This is a genomic window from Cryobacterium ruanii, assembly GCF_004404055.1.
GTDB lineage: Bacteria > Actinomycetota > Actinomycetes > Actinomycetales > Microbacteriaceae > Cryobacterium > Cryobacterium ruanii.
The window spans coordinates 63,135-81,738 of record NZ_SOHK01000014.1; the positions used below are offsets into that span (position 1 = coordinate 63,135).

At 66.8% G+C, this 18,604-nt stretch carries 14 protein-coding genes; 12 read left to right on the forward strand and 2 right to left on the reverse strand.

What is annotated here, in order from left to right; genetic code table 11:
* Positions 1–172: 172 nt before the first annotated feature.
* Entirely contained in the window at positions 173–1,159 is a 987-nt protein-coding gene (locus E3T47_RS08895) for an aldo/keto reductase (protein WP_134555731.1), read from the forward strand.
* A gap of 38 nt (positions 1,160–1,197) precedes the next feature.
* On the opposite strand, the gene E3T47_RS08900 is transcribed toward E3T47_RS08895, so the two are convergent.
* Positions 1,198–2,406, reverse strand: a complete 1,209-nt coding sequence (locus tag E3T47_RS08900; protein ID WP_134555732.1) for an MFS transporter — start codon at positions 2,404–2,406, stop codon at positions 1,198–1,200.
* 78 nt (positions 2,407–2,484) lie between these two features.
* Between E3T47_RS08900 and E3T47_RS08905 the strand changes: the two genes are divergently transcribed.
* The 8 genes from E3T47_RS08905 to E3T47_RS08940 all read left to right on the forward strand — a co-directional run bounded on the left by E3T47_RS08905 (position 2,485) and on the right by E3T47_RS08940 (position 10,269).
* Positions 2,485–3,462 (forward strand): siderophore-interacting protein, encoded by a 978-nt coding sequence (locus E3T47_RS08905; RefSeq protein ID WP_134555733.1) that lies wholly within the window; start codon positions 2,485–2,487, stop codon positions 3,460–3,462.
* The gene (locus tag E3T47_RS08910; protein ID WP_174844660.1) at positions 3,459–4,514 is read left to right on the forward strand and encodes a FecCD family ABC transporter permease; all 1,056 of its coding nucleotides are present in this window, start codon (positions 3,459–3,461) and stop codon (positions 4,512–4,514) included. Before E3T47_RS08905 ends, E3T47_RS08910 begins: the two co-directional genes overlap by 4 nt.
* Complete coding sequence (locus E3T47_RS08915; protein ID WP_134555734.1) at positions 4,511–5,518, forward strand: FecCD family ABC transporter permease; 1,008 nt, start codon at positions 4,511–4,513, stop codon at positions 5,516–5,518. The genes E3T47_RS08910 and E3T47_RS08915 overlap by 4 nt, the downstream gene beginning before the upstream one ends.
* Positions 5,518–6,387 carry an ABC transporter ATP-binding protein gene (locus E3T47_RS08920; protein ID WP_134555735.1) on the forward strand — a complete coding sequence of 290 codons (870 nt, stop codon included), beginning with the start codon at positions 5,518–5,520 and terminating at the stop codon, positions 6,385–6,387. Before E3T47_RS08915 ends, E3T47_RS08920 begins: the two co-directional genes overlap by 1 nt.
* 12 nt (positions 6,388–6,399) lie before the next feature.
* Complete coding sequence (locus E3T47_RS08925; protein ID WP_241982112.1) at positions 6,400–7,440, forward strand: iron-siderophore ABC transporter substrate-binding protein; 1,041 nt, start codon at positions 6,400–6,402, stop codon at positions 7,438–7,440.
* Positions 7,441–7,596: 156 nt separating this feature from the next.
* Positions 7,597–8,490: an ABC transporter substrate-binding protein gene (locus E3T47_RS08930; protein ID WP_134555736.1), complete on the forward strand. Its 894-nt coding sequence runs from the start codon at positions 7,597–7,599 to the stop codon at positions 8,488–8,490.
* Positions 8,491–8,509: 19 nt separating this feature from the next.
* The gene (locus tag E3T47_RS08935) at positions 8,510–9,493 is read left to right on the forward strand and encodes an amino acid ABC transporter permease (RefSeq protein ID WP_134555737.1); all 984 of its coding nucleotides are present in this window, start codon (positions 8,510–8,512) and stop codon (positions 9,491–9,493) included.
* Between the two features lie 23 nt (positions 9,494–9,516).
* The gene (locus E3T47_RS08940; RefSeq protein WP_166805683.1) at positions 9,517–10,269 is read left to right on the forward strand and encodes an ATP-binding cassette domain-containing protein; all 753 of its coding nucleotides are present in this window, start codon (positions 9,517–9,519) and stop codon (positions 10,267–10,269) included.
* Positions 10,270–10,327: 58 nt separating this feature from the next.
* Here E3T47_RS08940 and hrpA read toward each other — a convergent pair whose 3' ends face one another.
* A complete protein-coding gene (gene hrpA, locus E3T47_RS16390; RefSeq protein WP_166805674.1) occupies positions 10,328–14,440 on the reverse strand; it encodes an ATP-dependent RNA helicase HrpA in 4,113 nt (1,370 codons plus the stop codon).
* A gap of 144 nt (positions 14,441–14,584) precedes the next feature.
* On the opposite strand from hrpA, the gene E3T47_RS08955 reads away from it, so the two are divergent.
* The 3 genes from E3T47_RS08955 (at position 14,585) to E3T47_RS08965 (ending at position 18,281) form a co-directional block, all read left to right on the forward strand.
* Entirely contained in the window at positions 14,585–15,418 is an 834-nt protein-coding gene (locus tag E3T47_RS08955; protein ID WP_134555739.1) for an aldo/keto reductase, read from the forward strand.
* A gap of 145 nt (positions 15,419–15,563) precedes the next feature.
* Positions 15,564–16,229, forward strand: coding sequence for a nicotinamide riboside transporter PnuC (gene pnuC, locus E3T47_RS08960; RefSeq protein ID WP_134555740.1), 666 nt, complete (start codon positions 15,564–15,566; stop codon positions 16,227–16,229).
* Positions 16,230–16,277: 48 nt separating this feature from the next.
* On the forward strand, positions 16,278–18,281 hold the full coding sequence (locus tag E3T47_RS08965; RefSeq protein WP_134555741.1) for a thioredoxin domain-containing protein: 2,004 nt from the start codon (positions 16,278–16,280) through the stop codon (positions 18,279–18,281).
* Positions 18,282–18,604: the final 323 nt, after the last annotated feature.

The following is an 18,604-nucleotide window of genomic DNA, read 5'->3' on the forward strand; positions in this document are numbered from 1 at the left end:
TGTTCTGGTGAGGTGCCATTTTTGGCCTCGTGGCGAGCGTCCTGGGGCTAAAGGTGGCATCTCGCCTGGATCGGGCAGTGCTCAGCTGAGATCGCCAGGATGGCGCCCATAGCGCAGCCGCCATCCCATAAGGGTTCGGCCGCGAAGCGCACCCGGTGCCTAAGCTGGGGATATGCAAAAACGCACCCTCGGACGAACTGGCCGCACTGTTTCCGTGATCGGCCTCGGTACCTGGCAGCTCGGTGGCGACTGGGGCGCCGTGTCTGACTCCGACGCGACCGCAGTGCTCGCGGCATCCGCTGATGCCGGTGTCACCTTTTTCGACACAGCGGATGTCTACGGTGACGGCCGCAGCGAGCGGCTGATCGGGCATTTTCTGGCCCATGACGCGCTTGGTGCCGAGATCACCGTCGCCACCAAGATGGGCCGCCGCGTCGAACAACTGCCCGAGAACTTCGTTCTCGCCAATTTTCGGGAGTGGACCGACCGGTCTCGGGCCAACCTCGGTATGGACACCCTCGATCTCGTGCAGCTGCACTGTCCGCCAAGCGAGGTCTTCGACTCCGGCGAGGTCTACGACGCGCTCGACACCCTCGTCGACGAGGGTGTCATCGCCAACTACGGTGTGAGCGTGGAGACCTGCGATCAGGCCCTCGCCGCGATCAGCCATCCGGGCGTCGCCACCGTGCAGATCATTGTGAACGCCTTTCGGCTCAAGCCGCTCGACGAGGTGCTGCCGGCCGCTCGCGCCGCCGGGGTTGGCATTATCGCCAGGGTTCCGCTGGCGAGCGGGCTACTGACCGGCAAATACACCGTTGACACGGTCTTCGCCGAGAGCGACCACCGCAACTTTAACCGCGACGGCAGCCACTTCGACGTCGGCGAGACCTTTTCCGGCGTCGACTTCGAGGTGGGATTGCAGGCCGCCACCGAATTTGCCGCCCTGGTTCCGGCGGGCCTGACCCCGGCGCAGGCAGCACTGGCCTGGGTCGCTCAGATCGACGGCGTGAGCGCCGTCATTCCGGGCGCCCGTTCGGTAGCGCAAGCGCAGGGCAATGCCGCGGCGGGCGTCGCCGAACCGCTCGATGTCGCCTTCAACGAGGGCGTGCAGGACATCTACGACCGGCTTTTGCGGGAGCAGATGCACCCGCGCTGGTAGCTGTTAGCTCGGTAGGGCTCAGTCGAAGTCGTCGACAGCTAGGAGACCTGGACCTGGATCGGTTCGGTGTCGGGGATGGGGCTGATGTCCCGCCCGCGCAGGTCGGGGTGCCATCGGCGGCCGAGCGCGGGAATGATGCAGCCGAGGGCGGCGAAGCCCGCGGCGACGTAGATCGCCGACACCGGACCGGAACGGTCGATCGAGAATCCAGCGATGGCGGAGCCCATGGCGGCGCCGATCAGCTGGCCGGTACCGACCCAGCCGTAGGCTTCGGCGGTTTCGCTGAACTTCACGCTCGCCGAGACGATGCCGAACAACACGGCGAAGGCGGGAGCGATGCCGACCCCGGCCAGGAGCAAGGCCAGCGACAGCCACCAGAAGGTGAGCCACAGGCTCGCGAGGGCGAGCCCGACCGTGACGATGAGCATGCGGGCGGCCAAGGCCCACGGGCCGATCGGGGCGTGCCCGAGTGCGAGGCCGCCGATGAGCGAGCCAATTGCGAAGATGCCGAGTACCCAGCCGGCGTCGGCGCTGCCATGACCGAACACCGCGACCACCCCGGCTTCGACGGCGGCACAGGCCGCGACGAGCGTGAACCCGACGATGGTGCTGAGCAGAACCTCGGGCTTCTTGAGCACGACGCCGAGCTTGCGCCGGCTGCGCGGGATGCGTACCCGGCCGACCTCCGGCAGCGAGACGAACCAGATGCCGCCGACGACCAGAAAGAACGCGGCGAGCAGGATGCCCGCAGTCGTCGAAACCTGCAGCGCCACAAAGGTCGCGATCACGGGGCCGAGCACCCAGATGATCTCCTGTGCCGACGCGTCGAGCGAGAAGAGCGGGGTGAGTTGGCGGGAGTTGACGATCTTGGGGTAGATGGTGCGCACGGCTGGTTGTATCGGCGGCGTGGACAGGCCCGCGACGAATCCGATGAGCATGAGGCTCACGACCGACAGCGGAACCAGCGCCATGATGATGATCGAAACCGCGCAGATGAACATGGTCGCGATGATCACTGGCCGCATGCCGAGTCGGCCCATCAGTCGGCTGGTGAGCGGGCCGGCAATGGCTTGTCCGATGCTCATGGCCCCCAGCACCAGCCCCGCCGCGCCATAGGAATCAAAAATTTGCTCGATATGAATGAGAAAAGCGAGCGAGAGCATTCCGAACGGAAAACGGGCCGTCAGCTGCGCGCCGATCAGGCGAGATACGCCGGGCGTGCGCAGGAGCGTCCAGTAACTTTTCACAATAATTTTAGTCTACGGTCAGCTGGCAATTTCCTCCCGGGTCGGGCTTATTTAGGCAAGGCATGCCATACTAAGGTAATGCTTACCTTACCCGTCGGGACGGGCCCCGGCGCCACGGCGGTCGCAGACCGCCCGGCCTACCGTCCCTATCGCGCGACGGTGGTGGGCATCCGCGCTCTCAGCGATCACTTCACCCGGATGACCTTTTTCAGCAAACAGTTCGACACCTTCGGCACGGCCGGGTTCGACCAGCGCATCAAGGTTGTGTTGCCGCTTCCCGGTCGGGGTCTCGCCGACATCGGCGCTGACGATGAGCGTTCCATCGTCGACGGCACCTGGTATGCCCGCTGGCGTGCGCTGCCCGACGCCGAGCGTAACCCATTTCGCACCTACACGATTCGCGCGGTGCGACCGGAACAGCGTGAGATCGACGTCGACTTCGTCACCCACGCCGGCCACGGCCCACTCGGCCCCGCCGCGCGCTGGCTGCAGGCCGCAGGGATCGGCAGTGACGTTCTCATCGTCGGCCCCGACGAGCGCAGCCCCGGCCGCGCTGTCGGCCTCGACTGGCACCCGGCCGAGGCGACCGAACTGCTGCTGGCCGGCGACGAGACCGCCGCCCCCGCCATCTGCAGCATCCTCGAGAGCCTGCCCGCCGGTCGCCGCACGCGCGCCTTCATTGAGGTTCCCACCCAAGCGGATGCCCTACCCCTGGTTCTGCCCGCTGGTTGCGAGGTCACGTGGCTGGCCCGCGACGCCGCGCCGCACGGGGAACGCCTGGACCAGGCCGTGCGTGACTGGGTCGCCAGCAATCGCCCCCTGATCGATACGGCCGTCGCCCCCAGTCCGCAGCCGCTCGCGGAAGTCGACGTGGACTGCGACCTGCTCTGGGAATCACCGGGCGGCGAGGCCGGAACCGGCTTCTATGCTTGGCTCGCCGGCGAATCGTGCATGATCAAACTGCTGCGACGTTTTCTGGTGGGCGAGAGCGGCATCGACCGGTCGCGAGTAGCCTTCATGGGCTACTGGCGGCGCGGCCAATCCGAAGCTCAATGACCCTGATCCACCCGGGGTTCGCCAATCTCAAACCGGCCGCACCGGCGCGTATGCGTCCGCGCCGCGTCGTCATCGGGTTCGCCGTCGCCCTCGTGCTGCTCGGACTCAGCATTGTCGCGTCACTCCTGGTCGGTACCCGGGAGATCGCCCTCGGCACCGTTGTCAACGCGCTGGTCAACCCCGATCGCACGCTGACCGACCACACCGTCATTCTCGACCTGCGGGTGCCGCGCACGGTCGTCGGCCTGCTCTCCGGCCTCGCCCTCGGCCTGGCCGGCGCCCTCATGCAGGGTGTCACCCGCAATCCGCTCGCCGACCCCGGCCTGCTCGGTGTGAACGCGGGCGCCTCGCTGTTCGTCGTCGCCGGCATTGCCTGGTTTGGCGTCTCTTCCTCGCTCGGCTATGTCTGGTTTGCCTTCGCGGGTGCCGCCGTGGCCGCCACGATCGTCTACCTGATCGGCTCGCTCGGCCGCGAGGGCGCCACGCCGGTCAAGCTCGCGCTCGCTGGAACCGCACTGACGGCGGCGTTTACCTCGCTCATCACCATCGTGCTGCTCGCCGACACCGAGGCTTTCGACCGCTACCGGTTCTGGGCGGCCGGCTCGCTCGTGGCCCGCGGCCTCGACGCCGCCCTGCCCCTTGCCCCGTTCATTCTGGTCGGCGCGATCCTCGCTATCGTCGCCGCCCGCATGCTCAACGCTCTCGCCCTGGGCGACGACCTCGCCCGTGGTCTCGGCCAGAACCTCGTCGCCGCCCGCATCGTCTGCGCTGTCGCAATCGTGCTGCTGTGCGGCTCGGCGACGGCAATGGCCGGCCCCATCGTGTTCGTCGGCCTTGCCGTGCCGCACGTAGCCCGCTGGATAACCGGTCCCGACTACCGCCTCATCATTGCTTTCTCCGCTTTGTTCGGCCCGACACTGCTCGTCGCGGCAGACGTACTGGGCCGCCTCATCGCCCCGCCCGGCGAGATCGAAGCCGGCCTCGTCGTGGCCTTCCTCGGTGCGCCGGTGCTTATCGCCCTGGTGCGCCGCGTGAAACTGGCGGGCCTGTGACGACCAGGCCCAGTGACGGGCACGTGGATGCCGCCCCCCTGGCCGCCGCGCGCGCCAGCCGCAGCAGGCGTAACCGGGGCATCGTTCTCGTACTCGTCGGAGCTCTACTGGTACTGGCCGCCTTCAGCCTCGCCGTCGGGGCGTACTCGCTCAGCGTGCCCGACCTGCTGCGCACCCTCACCGGCCAGGGCACCCGGAGCGAGAACTTCATCGTGCTGTCCCTGCGCCTGCCCCGGCTGACCCTCGCCGTGCTCGTCGGGGTGGCGTTTGCGATCTCCGGCGCGCTGTTCCAGGCCGTACTGCGCAATCCGCTCGCCAGTCCCGACATCATCGGCGTGACCGGGGGAGCGAGCGCCGCCGCCGTCTTCGGCCTCCTCATCCTCGGCTTCGGCGCCGTCGCCACCTCCCTCGCCGCCTTCGCCGGGGCCATCGTCGTCGCCTGTGTCATCTACCTGCTGGCCTGGCGCAGCGGGGTGGTCGGCTACCGCTTCGTGCTGATCGGCGTGGGGGTCGCCTTCATGGTGCAGGGCCTGCTCGGCTACCTGCTCTCTCGCGCCGACCTGAACGATGCCAATGGCGCCCTGCTCTGGCTGGTCGGCAGCGTGAGCGGAGCCCGCTGGCAGGACATTTCGGTTGTGGCCGTGGTTCTTCTCGTGCTGCTGCCCGTCATTCGGCTGCTGAGCGGCCGGCTGCGCGCCCTGCAACTCGGCGACGATCTTGCGCGCAGCCTCGGCGTCGGCGCCGAGCACACCCGGCTCGTGCTGCTCGTGATCGCCGTCGCGCTCGCGGCGACGGCGACGGCAGCGGTCGGCCCGCTCGCCTTCGTGGCGTTCGTCGCTGCACCGATCGCCCGGCGTGTGGTCGGCACCGGAGGACTCGCCCTGCTTCCCGCGGCGCTGGTCGGCGCACTCATCACGACCGTGGCCGACTTCACTGCCCAGCACCTGCTGCCCGGGCCAATCGAGCTGCCCGCCACCAGCAACAAAACCGGAAAGGGCGCCTGATGCTCCACCTGCTGCGCGCCGAGGGTGTCAGCCTCGGTTACGACCAGACCTCCATCATCGCGAACCTCGACCTCGCCATCATGCCCGGCGCGATCACCGTGATCGTCGGTGCCAACGCCTCGGGCAAGTCCACCCTGCTCAAGGGCCTCGCGCGCCTTCTCACACCGGATGCCGGCCAGGTCACCCTCGGTGGCCGCAACATCAAGACGCTGCCCGGCAAAAAGGTGGCGACCGTCGTCGGCCTGCTGCCGCAGCAGCCCGTCGCCCCCGACGGCATCACCGTCGCCGACCTCGTCGGCCGCGGCCGCTACCCGCACCAGGGCTGGTTTCGGCAGTGGTCGAGCACCGACGACGAGATCGTCGCCGCAGCTATGGCCGCCACCAACACGCACGAGCTCGCCGCGCGCCGTCTCGGGGACCTCTCCGGCGGGCAGCGCCAGCGCGTCTGGATCGCCATGGCCCTCGCCCAGGACCCTGAGATTCTGCTGCTCGACGAACCGACCACCTTTCTCGACGTGACCCACCAGATCGAGGTGCTCGACCTGCTGCTCGAGCGCAACCGTGAGCGCTGCACGACCGTCGTCATGGTGCTGCACGATCTCAACCTCGCCGCCCGCTACGCCGACCACCTCGTCGTCATGTGCGCTGGGCGCATCGTCGCCAACGGCGCGCCGGCCGAGACGCTCACCGCCGAGATCGTGCGGCACGCCTTCGATCTTGAGGCGCGAATCGTTCCCGACCCGGTCTGTGGCGCCCCGATGGTGGTGCCGATCGGCCGGTTTCACGGGCGGGTGCCGACGGTATGCACCGAGGATGCCCCCTCGCAAGCGCACAAGAACGCCACAAATAAGGGTAGGCTACCCTTATAACGCAGGGCTGTCATGTCGCCCGCGCTCAACGAACTGGAGAACTTCGTGTCCCGACGCCTTACCCTCATGCTCGCTGCCGCCGCGAGCATACTTGCCCTGGGCCTGAGCGGTTGCACGGCCGCCAACGATGACGCGACCGACCCCGCGGCCGGCGCGGCGGCATCCGGCAGTTTTCCCATCACCATCGAGCATGCCTTCGGAGAAACGACGATCGACGAGCAGCCGACCCGCGTAGTCGCGTGGGGCTGGGGAAGCGCCGACGACGCGATCGCGCTCGGCGTCATTCCGGTAGCGATTCCTTTTCAGAGCTACGGTGGCGACGACGACGGCATACTGCCGTGGATTGCTGAGGCGCTAAAAGGCGAAGAAATGCCCCTCGTGCTGCCCGACAGCCAGGAGCCGCCCTACGAGGACATCGCCGCAGCCGCCCCCGACGTGATTCTCGCCGCCTACTCCGGTATCACCGAGCAGGAATACGACCTGCTCAGCGAAATCGCCCCGGTCGTCGCCTACCCGGGCGATGCCTGGGCTACCCCGTGGCGCGATCTCATTGAGATCACCGGAACCGCGCTCGGCAAGAGCGATGAGGCAGATACCCTGCTCGCCTCGATCGACGCCGAGATCGCCGACCAGGCCGCCGCGCACCCCGAGTTCGCGGGCAAGACCATCGCCCTCACGAGCGACAGTGCTGGAACCTTCTACGTCTACAAGAAGGAAGACCCCCGCGTCGACTTCACCCTTGACCTCGGCTTCGTCAGCGCTCCCGCCGTCGACGAGCTCGCGACCGACGAAGCGAGCTTCTATTACACGCTCAGCTATGAGCAGCTCGACCAGCTCGATAGTGACCTGCTGGTGAACTTCGGCTCGACCCAGGAGGAGTCCGACGCGTTTCTCGACGCGAGCTACGCCCAGGCCATGCCGCAGGTGCAGGCCGGCACGGTCGCGTCCCCGGTCGGCGCGGCGTTCATCAGCTCGGTCTCCCCGCCCACCGGACTCTCGCTGTCCTGGGGCCTTGACGACTACGTCGCCCTGCTCGCCGCCGCCGTCAAGTAGCTCCGCTCCACGCGGATGCCGCAGTGCCAGCCGGCCTGCGGCATCCGCTTGCTCGAATCTTCGCGGTCGTGGGTGCACTAAGCTCGACAGGTCTAACCAGCGTGTGGGTTCACTGGCGAACCCACGCATTTTCGACTAGACAGAGAAGGAAGTGCCATGCGCGCACGCTATATCGTTCCGGCATTCGCTGCTGCAGCCGTTCTGCTGCTGACCGGCTGTGTCGACAACTCCACCCCGGCCGCCACGACGCCCTCTGGTGAGGCCAGCACGATCGAAGCCGATGCCGCCGCGGTCGCGTTGCTCCCCGAAGACATCAAGAGCGCGGGCGTACTCGTGATCGGGACGGACGCAGCGTACCCGCCGAACGAGTTCAAGGATGAGTCGGGAGAACCGATCGGCTGGGGCATCGAACTCGCTGACGGCATCGCCGCCAAGCTCGGCCTCACGACCAAGTACCAGATCGCGTCGTTCGACAACATTATTCCGAGCATCACCGGCGGCACCGTCGACATCGGCGAATCCTCCTTCACCGACAACCTCGAGCGCGAGAAGCAGGTTGACTTCGTCAACTACTACAACGCTGGAATTCTTTGGGCGTCACCGGTCGGCAGCACCGTCGACCCCGACAACGCCTGCGGCCTGACCGTCGCCGTGCAGTCCAACACGGTCGAAGACACCGATGAGCTGCCCGCCAAGAACGCGGCCTGCGTCGCCGCCGGCAAGGAGCCCATCGACGTGCTGCCCTATGGCTCCCAGGACGAAGCGACCAACGCGGTTGTGCTCGGCAAGGCCGATGCCCTCAGCGCCGACTCTCCCGTCACCCTCTACGCCATCAGCAAAGCCGATGGCAAGCTGCAGCCCGCCGGTGAAAGCTTTGACACGGCGCCGTATGGCATCACGGTTGACAAGGGATCCGACCTGACGGCGGCCGTGCAGGCCGCCCTTCAGTCCATGGTCGATGACGGTTCCTACGGCAAAATCCTTGATGCCTGGGGGGTCACCGACGGTGGCATCGAGACCATCACCATCAATGCCGCGTCCAACGGCTAGAGCGTAAGCGACTTTCATCATGGCTAACACGGCCGCGCCCGGCGGCAAAACGGAGCCCGGAATCAAGGCGATTCGCCTGCGCCACCCGTGGCGCAACACCTTCGCGGTCGTGTTAGTGCTCATTGCCCTGTTGTTCATCGCCGATGCGGCGATGCGCCCGGCCTACGACTGGCCGGCGGTCGGCAAATACCTGTTCGACCAGCGCATATCGCAGGCGGCGTTCGTCACCCTGCAGCTCACGGTGTACTCGATGATCATCGCGATCATCCTCGGAGTGACCCTCGCCATCATGCGACTCTCACCCAACCCGGTGGTCAACAGCATCGCCTGGGTCTATCTCTGGGTGTTCCGCGGCACCCCGGTCTACGTTCAGCTGGTGTTCTGGGGTCTGATCGGCACGATCTACCAGTCCATCGACATCGGGCTGCCGTTCACCGAACCGTGGGTGTCCTTCCCGACCCGCGTCGCCCTGAGCGCGTTCGTGCTCGCGATCATCGGACTGGCCCTCAACGAGGCCGCCTACATGGCCGAAATCGTGCGGGCCGGCCTGCTCTCGGTCGACAGTGGCCAGGAAGAAGCGGCGACCGCACTCGGCATGAGCTGGTTCCAGACCATGGTACGCGTGGTTGTGCCGCAGTCGATGCGGGTGATCATTCCCCCGGCCGGCAACGAGGTTATCTCGATGCTCAAGACCACCTCGCTCGTAACGGCCATTCCCTTCACCCTCGAGCTCTACACGCGCTCCCGTGACATCGCGGCCGTGACCTTCGACACCGTGCCGATGCTCATCGTCGCTTCGATCTGGTACCTGTTCTTCACCTCCATTCTCATGGTGGGCCAGTACTTCCTCGAGAAGAGGTTCGCGCGCGGCATCGGCGACCGTCGTCCAGACAAGAAAACGGATGACACCACCGCAACGATCACCGGCGTCACCCCGGTCGTCGGCAGCGGCCGGCCCACTGTCGTGCTGCCCGCCGCCGACCCGCCCAAGGGAGACCACTGATGCGTGCAACCGTTGACATTCCCATGGTGGTGGCCGACCGCGTTTCGAAGAGTTTCGGCTCCAATGAGGTGCTCAAGAGCATCTCGCTCGAGGTCAAGCGCGGCGAGGTCATGTGCCTGGTCGGGCCCAGCGGCTCGGGCAAGTCCACCTTTCTGCGCTGCATCAACCATCTCGAAGTCGTTTCGGCCGGGCGCCTCAGCGTCGACGGGGAGCTCATCGGCTACCGCGAGACCAACAACAAGCTCTACGAGATGCGTCCCAAGGAGGCGGCCCGGCAGCGCCGGGACATCGGCATGGTGTTCCAGCGGTTCAACCTGTTCCCGCACATGACCGCCCTGCAGAATGTGATGGAGGCACCCATCCGGGTCAAGGGCCTGTCGAAGGCCGGGGTCGAGGCCAACGCCCGCGCCCTGCTGGCCCGGGTCGGTCTCGCCGAACGCGCCGATTACTACCCCGCGCACCTCTCCGGTGGCCAGCAGCAGCGTGTTGCGATCGCTCGCGCACTAGCCATGGAGCCCAAGCTCATGCTGTTCGACGAACCCACGAGCGCGCTCGACCCCGAGCTTGTCGGTGAGGTGCTCGACGTCATGCAGGGCCTCGCTCGCGACGGTATGACGATGATCGTGGTCACCCACGAGATGGGCTTCGCCCGCGAGGTGGCCGATTCTCTCGTCTTCATGGACGGCGGTGTCGTCGTCGAGAGTGGCGTTCCCACCGAGGTGCTCGCCAACCCGCAGCACGAGCGCACCCGCGCCTTCCTCTCCAAGGTGCTCTAGCCCCTTCTCCTCTGCACGGGCCCGGGCCCCGGTTCATAAGGTGGGCCCGGGCGGCGAACTACCCGGCGAGCACCTTCTGGATCCGCTGCAGCGACACCGACTCTGCAGCCTTGAGCTCTTGCGCGAACAGGCTGATGCGCAGCTCCTCGATCATCCAGCGGGCGCGCAGAACCGGCGCCGCGGCATCCGCTTGAAGCGGCATGGTGCCGCCGGCGTTCTCGAATCGGGTGGTCGCGGCCTGGGTCTCGTTCATCCAGACCCGGTCGCGACTGGGATTGTCGACCAGTTTCGGCACGCGCGCGCTGATGCCGCCGAGGTAGCGCGGCAGGTGCCGCAGCTGGGCGAGGCCGGTTTCGCTGACGAATCCCGGGTAGACGAGCGCACTCAGCTGCTGGCGAGCATCGCTGATTCCGGGCAGCAGAGCCATGCTGGTCGCAGCCTTAAGCGCCTTGTCGGCCACACGATGAGCGGTGAGGATGCGTGCGACCAGGCCCACGGTTTCGAACATGGAGTCCATAACGACCCCCGACACCCGGTCACGAATGGTGTCGAACTCGGCCTTCATGAACACCTGCCCGTCGGGGCGCACCCGAAACAATACGTCGTCGACCGCGGCAGCGAGGCAATCCTCAAACAGCGCCTGCGTGCTCTTGTACGGGCTCGTGGCGAGGCTGAGTTTCTCGGTGGCGGTGAGGTGCTGCTGCACGTACGCCGCCGGTGACGGCGTCGCGAGCAGCAGCAGCCGGCGCACCCCGCGGGGCAGCGCGCGGGCCTGCTCCAGCTCGGTGCTCATCATGCGAATAGAAACGGATGCGCCGTCATCGACGAGCGTCGGATACCCGCGAATCGTGTTGTCGCCCTGCTTGGTATCGAGAAAGCGGGGGAGTTCGCCGAGGTTCCAGGTGGTGAGGCCGCCCCGTTCGATCGCGTTGCTGGGTGCTGCGGCGCTCGTCGCCTTCGCGACGCTCTCCCGCACCCGCGTGCCAAGGCGGCGTTGTAGGTCGGCGAGGTTTTTGTCGGCGGCGACCGTGCGACCACGCTCGTCGGTGACGACGAAGGTCACTCGCAGGTGTGAGGGAACCCGGTCGAGTTCGAAGTCGCGCGCGCTCACCGGTACATAGGTGAGCTTCTGAATGAGTGCGGCGAGTGTCTCGGCGAAGGAGGCCTCCGGTACCGGCGTCGGCAGGGTTTCGACAATTCCGGGCTCGGCGGGCAGCTCGGCGAGCAGGCGGGAGGCCCAGTCGGCTGCCGGAACGACGTTGCGACGGATACTCTTCGGCAGCGACTTGATCATGGCGGTCACCAGTTCGGCGCGCAGGCCCGGCACTTGCCAGTCGAAACCGTTCGGCGAGAGGCGCGCGAGCAGGGCAAGCGGTATGCGCACGGTCACGCCGTCGTCCTCTTCGCCGGGTTCGAAGCGATAGCCGAGCGTTAGACGTTGGTCGCCCTGCTGCCAGCTCGGCGGAAACAGCCCCTCGTCGATCTCGGGGGAGTCCTCGGCCACGAGGGCGTCGGCGGTCATCGTGAGCAGGTCGGGGGTGTCGAACCTGGCCGTACGCCACCAGCCCTCGAAGCTCTTGGTCGACGATACCTCGGCTGGAATACGGCGCTGGTAGAAGTCGAAGACGGCTTCATCATCGAAGAGGATGTCCCGGCGCCGGGTGCGCTCCTCCAGCTCGGCGAGTTCCTCCCGCAGCTTAGCGTTGGCCCGTTCGAACGCCCACATGCCCGGGTCTCCCATTTGGCCGGGCCGTCCGCCCCGGCTCGCGCTCGAGCCGACGGCGGGTGCGCCGTCTGATCGGCCGGAGCCGCGGCCACTCGACGCTGTGCCACCGTCGGTTGAGATGCTGACGCGTTCGTTGCGGGACGGTCCGCGACCGCCGCGATCCGCTTCTTTCTCGGCCGCAGTCGATTGCGGTCCCGACGCCCGGTCCCACTCGCCCTCGACCAGCGCGTGCCGGATGAACAGCTCCCGGGCGTAGGCAGGGTCGATGCGCGAGAACTGCACCCGGCGGCGGGCCACGATCGGCACGCCGTAGAGCGTCACTCGTTCGTAGACGACCGCGGCGCCCTGCTTCATTTCCCAGTGCGGTTCGGAGTAGCTGCGCTTGCACAGGTTGCCGGCGAGGGGTTCGGCCCAGGCCGGGTCGACGACCGCGTTCATGCGGGCGAACAGGCGGCTGGTCTCGACCAGTTCGGCGCTCATCACGGCGCTCGGCTGTTTCTTGGCCAGGGTCGAACCGGGGAAAAGCACGAAACGTTGCTGCCGCGCGCCGACATAGTCCTTCTTGGCGACGTCCTTGAGCCCGATATGCGACAGCAGCCCCGCTAGCAGCGACCGGTGCACGCCGTCGGGGTTCACGCTCGGTTCGCCTCGCGGCAGCCCGAGCGGCTTGGCGAGCTGGCGCAACTGGCGCAGCACGTCCTGCCATTCCCGCACCCGCAGGTAGTTGAGATATTCGTTCTTGCACAGGCGTCGGAAGGCGCTCGAGCCCAGTTCGGATTGCTGCTTCTCGAGGTAGTTCCAGAGATTGAGCAGGCTGAGAAAGTCGCTCGTGGGGTCGGCGAACCGGGCGTGGAACTGGTCGGCCTGGGCGCGGCGCTCGAGTGGGCGCTCACGCGGATCCTGGATGGTCAGCCCGGCCACGATCGCCATGACCTCCCTGCTGGTGCCCTGCGTCTTCGACTCGATCACCATGCGGCCAAAGCGGGGGTCGATCGGCAGCTGTGCGAGCTGCTGGCCGATCCGGGTGAGGCGCGGCGTAACCGTGCCAGTTGCCAGGGCTGGCGCCGCGGCATCCGTTTCGGAACTCGCCGTGCTGCGGCCGCTCTTGGTGCGCCCGGCGCCTGCGGCTTCGATCGCGCCGAGTTCGGCGAGCAGGTCGAGGCCGTCCTTGATATTGCGGCTGTCCGGCGGGGTTAAAAACGGGAACGACGCGATATCGCCGAGGCCGAGCGAGATCATCTGCAAGATGACCGCGGCGAGGTTGGTGCGTAGAATCTCCGGCTCGGTATATTCCGGGCGGCGCAGATAGTCCTCTTCCGAGTAAAGTCGAATTGCGATACCGTCGCTTGTTCGGCCGCTGCGGCCGCTGCGCTGGTTACCCGAGGCCTGCGAAATCGCTTCGATCGGCAGTCGCTGCACCTTCGAACGCACGCTGTACCGGCTGATGCGGGCGGTTCCCGCGTCGATGACGTAGCGGATGCCCGGCACCGTCAGGCTGGTCTCGGCCACGTTGGTCGCGAGCACGATGCGCCGTTTCACCCCGGCCACGGTCGAAGGTCGGAACACCCGGTGCTGGTCCGCCGACGACAGCCGGCCGTAGAGCGGCAGCACCTCGGTGGGATTGCGACTGGCCGAGGAGGCGTACTTGCCCTGCAGCGCGTCGGCGGCGTCGCGAATCTCGGTCTCGCCGGAGAGGAAGACGAGCACATCGCCGTTGGATTCGCGCTCGAGCTCGTCGAGGGCCGCGGTGATGCCCTCGATATAGTCGCGGTCGACGGAGGGAGCGGCATCCGTCGTATCGTCATCACTGTCATCACCGCTACTGGCGATGCCGGGCTCGGCCACGAGCGGCCGGTAGCGGATCTCGACCGGGAAGGTGCGGCCAGAGACCTCGACGACCGGCGCCGGGGTTCCGTCCGCGGCCGCGAAATGCTTCGCGAAACTGGCCGGGTCGATCGTGGCCGAGGTGATGATGAGCTTGAGATCGGGGCGCTTGGGCAGCAACTGCCGCAGGTAGCCGAGCAGAAAGTCGATGTTGAGGCTGCGTTCGTGCGCTTCGTCGATGATGATCGTGTCGTACTTGCGCAGCATGCGGTCACGGTGAATCTCATTCAAGAGGATGCCGTCGGTCATCAACTTGATTCGCGTGTCAGCGCCGACCTTATCGGTGAACCGCACCTGGTAGCCGACGAGCTGCCCAACCTCCTGGCCGAGCTCCTCGGCGATGCGTTCGGCGATGGTGCGGGCGGCCAGCCGGCGCGGCTGGGTGTGGCCGATGTTCCGGCGGCCGAGTTCGATGCAGATTTTGGGCAACTGGGTGGTCTTGCCCGAACCGGTCGACCCAGCGACGATCACCACCTGATTGTCGGCAATCGCGCGGGCGATGTCGTCCCGACGCTGGCTGACGGGCAGTTCGGGCGGATAGGTGATATTCAGCGTTTCCATGAAGCCTCAATAATACTTCGCGCCAACCCGTGCCGTGAAAGCGCGCGCAGCGTGGCTTTTCAGGCGTGCTGTGCGCTTTCGCGGTGAGTGAACATTGGATGCTTGGGGGGGCGGACCGACAATAGGGGCCCATAGTGTTGGGTCATGACGAAATCTGTACCCACCATCACCCTCAACGACGGCCACACGATTCCGCAGCTCGGTTTCGGCGTGTTCAAGGTCGAACCAGACGAAACCACCCGCATCGTGGCTGACGCCCTCTCGGTCGGCTACCGCCACATCGACACCGCCGCCATCTACGGCAACGAAGAGGGCGTGGGCAAGGCGCTCGCCGCCTCGAACATCGACCGCTCCGAGCTCTTCATCACGACCAAGCTCTGGAACGACCGCCAGGGCACCCAGTCGGCCTTCGACGCGTTCGACGAGAGCCTGGAAAAGCTCGGCCTCGACTACATCGACCTCTACCTGATCCACTGGCCGGCGCCGGGTAACGACAAGTTCGTCGAGAGCTGGAAAGTCCTCGAGAAGATTCAGGAGTCGGGCCGCGCCCGCTCCATCGGCGTCTCCAACTTTCTGGTGCCGCACCTTGACCGCCTGCTGCACGAGACGAGCATCGTGCCCGCCGTCAACCAGATCGAGCTGCACCCGGCGCACCAGCAGCCTGAGGTCACCGCGTTCGCCCGCGAAAACGGCATCAACATCGAGGCCTGGGGCCCCCTCGGCCAGGGCAAGTACCCCCTGTTCGACGAAGAAGTTGTGACGAATGCCGCCGAAACGCACGAAAAGTCACCTGCACAAATCGTGATTCGCTGGCACTTGCAAAATGGCAACATCGTGTTCCCGAAGTCCAACCGGCTCGCGCGCATGGCCGAAAACTTTGACGTGTTCGACTTTGAACTCTCCCGCACCGAACTCACCATGATCTCTGCGCTCGAGCGTGCGGGGCGTGTCTCGGCGCACCCCAACGAGGTGAACTAGCCCGCAGCATCCGTGTGGCGCAGTGGTCCCGCAGACCGATGGTCGACGGGGCCACCGCTGTGTTTTGGACGGATCCGACCCGGCAGTGGCGTACATTGGGATGCGCTGTGTCTCAGGAGAGCGTGGCGCCCCGCAGAAAGTTCCCATGAATCCCATTGAGTGGCTGTTCGACGCCCAATTGCAGATCGGAACGCAGAGCATCCTCTGGCGCGAGGTCATCGGCAACGCCTTCGGCATCGCGAGCGCGGTCGGCGGCATGCGCCGCAAGATCTGGGCCTGGCCGGTCGGTATCATCGGCAACGCGCTGCTGTTCACAGTGTTTCTCGGCGCCATATTCGGCACGCCCAACCCGGTCAACCTGCTCGGGCAGGCCGGTCGCCAGATCATGTTCATCGTCGTCTCCATCTTCGGCTGGGTGCAGTGGCAACGAAGCCGCAACTCGGCCGTGCACGTTGCCGTGGCGCCGCACTGGGCAGGCACCCGTACCCGCATCCTGCTTGGTGTAGGCCTTGTCGCCGGCACCCTCGTGCTCACGCCTATCTTTCGCGCGCTCGGCTCGTTCGAACCGGTCTGGGCGGATGCCTGGATCTTCACCGGTTCCCTGCTCGCGACCTACGGCATGGCCAAGGGCTGGACCGAATTCTGGCTGATCTGGGTGGCCGTCGACGTGGTCGGTGTGCCGCTGCTGATCAGCGCCGGCTACTACGCCTCTGCCGTGCTGTACTTGTTCTATGGTGTCTTCACCCTCATTGGCCTTGTGGTCTGGGTGCGTGTGCAACGCCGCCGGAACGCTCTGCTCGGCATCGTCTAGCGTCAGGTACGGCTCGCCTTAGACGGCACCTTGGGAGCAGAATGGAGCATGCCCAACCGCCTGGCCGACGCCATCAGTCCCTACCTGCGCAGTCACGCCGACAACCCGGTCGACTGGTTCGGCTGGGGCGCGGAAGCCTTTGCCGCGGCCCGTGAGCGGGACGTTCCGGTGCTCGTATCGATCGGCTACTCCACTTGCCACTGGTGCCATGTCATGGCCAGGGAAAGTTTCAGCGATCCGGCGATCGCCGAGTACCTCAACGCCCACTTCGTCAGTATCAAGGTCGACCGGGAGGAGCACCCCGACGTCGACGCGAGCTACCTCGCCGCCGCGAGTGCCTTTACCGAGGGTCTCGGCTGGCCGCTCAACGTGTTCGTCACGCCCGATGGGCAAGCGTTCCACGCGGGAACGTACTTTCCGCCGGTGGCCCTGACGGGGCATCCGTCATTTCGTGACGTTCTGACCGCGGTTACAACAGCATGGGTCACTCGCCGCGCCGACGTTACGGCTGGCGCCGCCAGGGTGGCCGAGCTGCTCGCTGAGTCGGCGCGCGCGCTCGCGGCCGGCGCTTCACGCTCCGCGGCGGACGCGCAACCCAGCGCCGACGTTCTCGACCAGGCCGTAGCCGAACTGGTCGGCTACGAAGACCTCCGGTTCGGTGGCTTCGGCGGCAGCCCGAAGTTTCCGGTGGCCCCGGCACTCTCCTTTTTGCTCGGTCGCAGCGCTGCGAGCGGCGACGGACAAATCCTTGCCCTGCGCACGCTCAAGCTCATGGGCGCGTCCCCGCTGCGGGACCCGATCGAGGGCGGCTTCTTCCGCTACGCGGTCAACCGTGACTGGAGCGACCCGCACTATGAACGCATGCTCTACGACAACGCCCAGCTGCTCAGCCTGTACACGCGGGCCTGGATGATCACCGGGCAAGCGTGGGCCCGCGACGTCGCCGAGGGAATCGCCCGTTTTCTTTGCGAGGTGATGCAGCTGCCGAGCGGCGGGTTCGCGAGCGCCCAGGACTCCGAGAGCACCGTGGACGGCCGACGGGTCGAGGGCGGCTACTACGCCCTTGAACGAGGCGACCGCCAGCGGCAGACCCCGCCCGCACTCGACGAGAAGGTGCTGACCGGCTGGAATGGTCTGGCCATTCAGGCCCTGGCCCGAGCCGGCTTCGCCTTCGACCAGCCCCACCTCATCGACGCTGCCCGCCGCGCGGCCGACTATCTGGGTGAGCACCACGAGGGCGCCGACAGCGCCCTCGTGCGTGCCTCCGTTACCGAACGCAACTCCACAGCGAAAGCCACCCTGGAGGACTACGGCATGTACTCGCGGGGACTCCTCGAACTCGCACTGGTCACCGGCGAGGTGATCTACGCCATCTCGGCTCGTCACCTGCTCGATAGCACGCTCCCGGAGCGCGACGACACTCCCGGCTTCCGTCCGCCGCACGGCGCGGATCCGGTGCTGAGCGAGCAGGGACTGGTCAGCGCCATCGATCCCTCCGAGGGTGCCTACCCCTCGGGCCTGTCCGCCACCGCCGATGCCGCCCTGCTCCTGCACCGTCTCACCGGCGACGACCGCTATCGGCGGGCCGCGCAGGCCGGCCTCGGCCTCGTGGCGGCCCTCGCACCAACCCGCCCGCTCGCCTATGGCGCCGCCCTGCGCCTGTTCGATGAACTGAATGCCCCGATCGAGCAGTTTGTGATCGTCTTGCCAGACCGGCCCGCGCCGACAGTTCCGCCGGCCGGCTCCCCGCCCGCTGTGCGGCCTGCCGCCGCGTACCCCGTCACCCTGCACGACCTCGCCCGACGCCACGCGGCGGGGGTCGTCGCATCCCTGTCAGAATCCCAGGCGCGAGCATTCGCCGCCGCCGGCTTCGACCTGTTCACGGCCCGAACGGCGCCGAGCGGCTTGCCCACCGCCTACCTCTGCCGTGACTTCGTGTGCCAGCTGCCGGTCACCGACCCGGCGGAGCTAGCGCCCGTCGACGCCAGCGCCGTACTCCTGGCTGAAATCGCCGCTGAACAGCAGCATGGGTCCCGGCCGCCCGAACACTAGCATCGGGGTGCCACCCAGACCCCACACCCGGGTCCGCCGACAGGATCCCTCGGGGTTTCCAGAATATCTGGGCCGGGTTCCTGTCCATCCGATCGAGCATGGTCGTCGGCTCCATCTGGTACACCCGCGCCGCAGCGAAATCCCAACGGCGGGTCGTACACTAAGGACGAACGCCATGGCGTTTCAGCGGCTGCAGGTCGCTCGCCCAAGAACTTCGTCACTTCTGGACGGTCGCCGCTTCGCAAGAGACTCACTGAAGCATCCACGCCGACGCAGTCGGCCGCACTCTGCGGGTTCAGTCTTGGCTGGCCTGCGACGGAGTG

Bases quoted from the DNA above. Each gene is read 5' to 3' on its own strand.
- E3T47_RS08925 (WP_241982112.1), top strand. From the start codon at position 6,400: ATGTCGCCCGCGCTCAACGAACTGGAGAACTTCGTGTCCCGACGCCTT.
- E3T47_RS08955 (WP_134555739.1), top strand. From the start codon at position 14,585: ATGACGAAATCTGTACCCACCATCACCCTCAACGACGGCCACACGATT.
- E3T47_RS08905 (WP_134555733.1), top strand. From the start codon at position 2,485: ATGCTTACCTTACCCGTCGGGACGGGCCCCGGCGCCACGGCGGTCGCA.
- E3T47_RS08930 (WP_134555736.1), top strand. From the start codon at position 7,597: ATGCGCGCACGCTATATCGTTCCGGCATTCGCTGCTGCAGCCGTTCTG.
- pnuC (WP_134555740.1), top strand. From the start codon at position 15,564: ATGAATCCCATTGAGTGGCTGTTCGACGCCCAATTGCAGATCGGAACG.
- E3T47_RS08895 (WP_134555731.1), top strand. From the start codon at position 173: ATGCAAAAACGCACCCTCGGACGAACTGGCCGCACTGTTTCCGTGATC.
- E3T47_RS08965 (WP_134555741.1), top strand. From the start codon at position 16,278: ATGCCCAACCGCCTGGCCGACGCCATCAGTCCCTACCTGCGCAGTCAC.
- E3T47_RS08935 (WP_134555737.1), top strand. From the start codon at position 8,510: ATGGCTAACACGGCCGCGCCCGGCGGCAAAACGGAGCCCGGAATCAAG.
- E3T47_RS08920 (WP_134555735.1), top strand. From the start codon at position 5,518: ATGCTCCACCTGCTGCGCGCCGAGGGTGTCAGCCTCGGTTACGACCAG.
- hrpA (WP_166805674.1), bottom strand. From the start codon at position 14,440: ATGGAAACGCTGAATATCACCTATCCGCCCGAACTGCCCGTCAGCCAG.
- E3T47_RS08910 (WP_174844660.1), top strand. From the start codon at position 3,459: ATGACCCTGATCCACCCGGGGTTCGCCAATCTCAAACCGGCCGCACCG.
- E3T47_RS08940 (WP_166805683.1), top strand. From the start codon at position 9,517: ATGGTGGTGGCCGACCGCGTTTCGAAGAGTTTCGGCTCCAATGAGGTG.